This window comes from Pseudomonadota bacterium, from assembly GCA_010028905.1.
GTDB lineage: Bacteria > Vulcanimicrobiota > Xenobia > RGZZ01 > RGZZ01 > RGZZ01.
This window is the reverse complement of the sequence record RGZZ01000471.1, coordinates 1-3,929: the sequence shown is the minus strand read 5'-3', so window position 1 is coordinate 3,929 and position 3,929 is coordinate 1. Positions and strand designations below refer to the sequence as shown.

General features: G+C 64.4%; 4 protein-coding genes. All 4 read right to left on the bottom strand.

Annotated features, from left to right (window positions below; genetic code table 11):
• Positions 1 to 1,053: hypothetical protein (locus EB084_21350; protein NDD30811.1), on the bottom strand; the 1,053-nt coding region annotated here is incomplete at its 3' end.
• Positions 1,050 to 1,799 carry a hypothetical protein gene (locus EB084_21345; GenBank protein ID NDD30810.1) on the bottom strand — a complete coding sequence of 250 codons (750 nt, stop codon included), beginning with the start codon at positions 1,797 to 1,799 and terminating at the stop codon, positions 1,050 to 1,052. The genes EB084_21345 and EB084_21350, both read right to left, overlap by 4 nt.
• 3 nt (positions 1,800 to 1,802) lie before the next feature.
• A complete protein-coding gene (locus EB084_21340) occupies positions 1,803 to 2,789 on the bottom strand; it encodes an ATP-binding cassette domain-containing protein (protein NDD30809.1) in 987 nt (328 codons plus the stop codon).
• Between the two features lie 331 nt (positions 2,790 to 3,120).
• On the bottom strand, positions 3,121 to 3,929 hold an 809-nt coding region (locus EB084_21335; protein ID NDD30808.1), incomplete at its 5' end, for an HD domain-containing protein.

The window sequence follows — 3,929 nt, the reverse complement described above, 5'->3', positions numbered from 1 at the left end:
TGCCACCGTTGTGGCCAGCGGGGTCACGTGCGCGTCCTTCGGGGGCTTGTCGATCTTGAACGAACGCGCGACGGGGAACACCGTGGGCACGGTGAACCGCTCGGTGATGGGAGAGGTGCCGTACTTGTTGACCGCTGGCGCGAGCAGGCGCTCGCGAGAGCTCAGCGGAGCGATGAGCTGGCTGATGACCAGGTCGTTCTGCGCAACGATGCCCTGCGCCGACAGCAACGCGTCGAAGTTCGACAGCGTCTTCATCTGCAACGGGTCGGACGGGTAGAAGACGAGCATGCGCCCGCCGCCGGAGAGATAGCGCTGCAGCGCCTTCACCTCATCGGGGAGGAAGTCCTTGGTCACGCCCGCCACCACAACCAGGGTGGCGTCAGCCGGAACGCTCTTCTCGTTGTAGAGGAAGATGCTCTTGACCACATAGTTCTCACCCTCGAGGCCGGCCTTGAGGAGAGAGAGACCGGTCTGGGGGTTCTGGTCATCGATCTCGGCCTCGCCGTGCCCGCGTGTGAAGTACACCGTGGCGGTCTTCGGGTTGATGATGCGCAGCAGCCCCGCGGTGATCTTCGACTCCATCTGCTGGTAGTCGGCACCGCCCATGCTCGGCGGCAGGGTCACGGTGTCGTGGTGAGGCTTGCCGTCAGCGCCCTTCGTCTCGAGGACGAGGCTTCGCATCGACTTGATGCCGTACTGCATGGCCAGGGTTCGATCGCGCACCGGATCGCTGATCTGGTACTTGAAGCTGGGCGATTGGAACGCGTACTGCTTGAGCATGTCCTCGAGGGCTGTGTAGCCCGCCGAGCCCTTCTGCGCGAAGCCGATGGCCGTCACAGGGGTCTCGAGACGCGCGAGGACCTTCACGCTCTGGTCGGTGAGCGTGAACTTCTTGTTCTCGGTGAGGTCCCACTGCTTCTGGAGCGGGATGCGCATCCCGAAGGCGTTGATGGCCTTCATCTCCTTGGGCAGCACGTTGATCAGGATCAGGATCGCCGTGAACAGGACGATTGCGATGAGGGTGTTTGAGCCGTAGATGAAGGTTCTCTTCATGACGTACCTCGCCATTTGCGGGACTCGAGCTGCTTGGCCGTCAGGAACAGGAAGAAGGCCGAGAGGCTCAGGTAGAAGATGACGTCGCTGCTGTTGATGATGCCTCGACCGAAGTTCTCGAAGTGGTCGATGAGCGAGAGCTCGTGCACGAAGCGGCCGAGCCCCGGCTGCAGCCCGTCGGTGAGGGGCGCCGCCAGCCACAGGGCGAGCAGCGTGATGAGGGTGATGATGAAGGCCACCACCTGGCTGCCCGTCAGCGACGAGGCAAAGATGCCGATGCTCAGCGCCACCGTCACGAGCAGCACGATGCCGACGAGGGTGCACGCCAGAACCGACCAGTCGAGGGCGCCGTACTTCGAGGCCCAGAAGATGGGCGGGAGCGTCAGCCCCACCATGATGCAGGCCACCGTGAGGGCCGCCAGGAGCTTGCCGAAGATCATCTGTATCTCGGTGAGCGGATAGGTGAAGAGGAGCTCGAGCGTTCCGCTCTGCTTCTCCTCGGCAAAGAGCCGCATGCTCAAGATGGGGATGACGAACAGCAAGATGAACTTGTTGAACCCGAAGTAGCGGGTGACGACGAAGTCAGTCAGCCCCTGGTCGGGGGCACCGCCGTAGACGCTGTCGAGCGCCTGACGAATGAAGAACTGGAACACCCAGCCCGCGAGGAACAGGAAACAGACCCAGACGATCCATGCGAGAGGCGTCAGCAGGTACTGGCGCATCTCTTTCTTGTAGACGGCCCACATCGGCTAGCTCGCCTCCTTCTTCTCTGCCGCGCTCGGAGAGGCTGCGGCGCTGCTGCTGTCGCCCGAGACGACGCGGATGAAGATGTCTTCGAGACTGTCGGCCTTCTGTCGCAGCTCGAGCAGCTTCCACTCCTTGCCGATGATGGTCGCGGCGATATCGGCCATCACCGACCGCGATCCGGTGAGCGCGATCTGGTAGCGGGTGGCGTCTCCGTCCTTGCCTGTTTCGGAGATCTCGCCCACGCCGGAGACCTTGCCCAGCGACGAGGAGAGGGCCGAGAGGGTGGCGCCCTGCACCAGCACCTCGGCAAGACCGCCCTGGGCCAGGCGGGCGCGCAGGTTGGCGACCTCGCCCTTCTCGCGTATCTGGCCCTTGTCGATGATGATGACGCGGCTGCACATCATCTCGACCTCTTGCATGATGTGCGTGCTCAGGATCACGGTCGAGCGCTCGGCCAGGCTCTTGATGAGCGTGCGGATCTCGACGACCTGCTTGGGGTCGAGGCCCACGGTGGGCTCGTCGAGGATCAGCACGTCTGGGTTCCCCACGAGGGCCTGGGCCAGTCCGACGCGCTGCCGGAAGCCGCGTGAGATCTTGCTGATGGGGTAGTCACGCACCTCGGTGAGCGAGGTCTCGTCGAGGATCGCCTCGACGTGCTTGCGCCGCTCGCGGGCGTTCACGCCTTTGACATCGGCCACGAATCCCAGGTAGGTCTCTACCGGCATGTCGTGGTACAGCGGCACGTTCTCGGGCATGTACCCGACCCGCTTGCGAACCTCGAGCGAGTCTTTCGTGACATCGAACCCCGCGACCTCGGCCCGCCCGCTGGTGGGCGGGAAGTAGCAGGTGAGGATGCGCATGGTCGTGGTCTTGCCGGCGCCGTTCGGGCCGAGAAATCCGAGAATCTCTCCGCGGTCTACGGTGAACGAGATGTTCTGTACGGCGTCTCGTTCACCGAACCGCTTTGTGAGCTCTTCCACCACAATCATCGAAGATGCGGCTCCTTGACGGTCAAGTGTTGCATTCGGCACAAGGCGGCGTTCCGCCGTCAGGCGGCCGAGACAGAGGGTCTGGCCAGGACGGAGGGCGGCACCCCTTCGGGGGGCGCACCGCTGCCGACGTGACGTCAAAGGAAGACGCCGCGCCGTTGTGCTCGCACCTCAGACGCGTGCCCGGAATTGAATGTTCCGGAGCAGCACGAACGCCGGGTCGGCGAGTCTTGCGCGAATCGGTCGGGGGCTTCGAGGCCTCTCCTACTTTCCCTTCCAGGGCGTACAGGGGGGAGCTGAACCTGATAGGTGCGCCGCGCCGATGCGCGCGTCAGGCGCCCGGGCCGAGGCGGTAGTCTTCGAGGTTGGCGCTGCCGCGCACGAACTTTGCGTCGAGCACTTCCATGAAGCCTTCCACGAGCGTGGGGTCGAACTGCTTGCCTCGCCCCTTCACCAGCTCGTTGCGACAGACCTCGAGGGGCAGCCCTTTTCGATAGGGTCGATCGGCGGCCATGGCGTCGAATGCGTCGACGATGGCGATGACCCGGGCTTCGAACGGGATCTGCTCGCCCGCCAGGCGATCCGGGTAGCCCTTGCCATCGAACCGCTCGTGGTGGTGGCGCGCGGCGGGTGCCGCGTGCGCCAGCGGCGCGATGGCTTCGAGGATCTGGGCGCCGTACACCGGGTGCATCTGCATGGTCTTGGCCTCGTCTGGCGTGAGCATGCCCGGCTTGTAGAGGATCTCCTTGGGGATCTTGATCTTCCCGATGTCGTGCAGCAGGCCGGACTGGGCCATCTTCTGGCCCCCCAGGTACTCGGTGAGCACCTGGCGCTGGCGGGGAGAGCTGCGGGAGATGAGATACTCCACCTCACCCAGGTCCTTGTAGGTCATGCCGTCAGCGATGCGCTTGCGGGTTTCCGGGTCGCCGTGTCCGGCCATCTCGGCCAGATCGGACGCCAGGTCGATGAGCCGGGTGCAGTGCTCGTAGGTGTAGAAGCCGTGCGAGCGGAGCACGAGCGCCACGAACTTGCTGGCGTCCTTCTCGCGCTGGCGCTCGTCCGGGTAGGCCTTCTTCAAGATGATGCCGATCACCGACGAGGCGTGCTGCACGGCGGCTTTCTCCACCACCTGGGGGTGGG

Coding starts and splice junctions, on each gene's coding strand:
- EB084_21345 (NDD30810.1), bottom strand. CDS start 1,799: ATGTGGGCCGTCTACAAGAAAGAGATGCGCCAGTACCTGCTGACGCCT.
- EB084_21340 (NDD30809.1), bottom strand. CDS start 2,789: ATGATTGTGGTGGAAGAGCTCACAAAGCGGTTCGGTGAACGAGACGCC.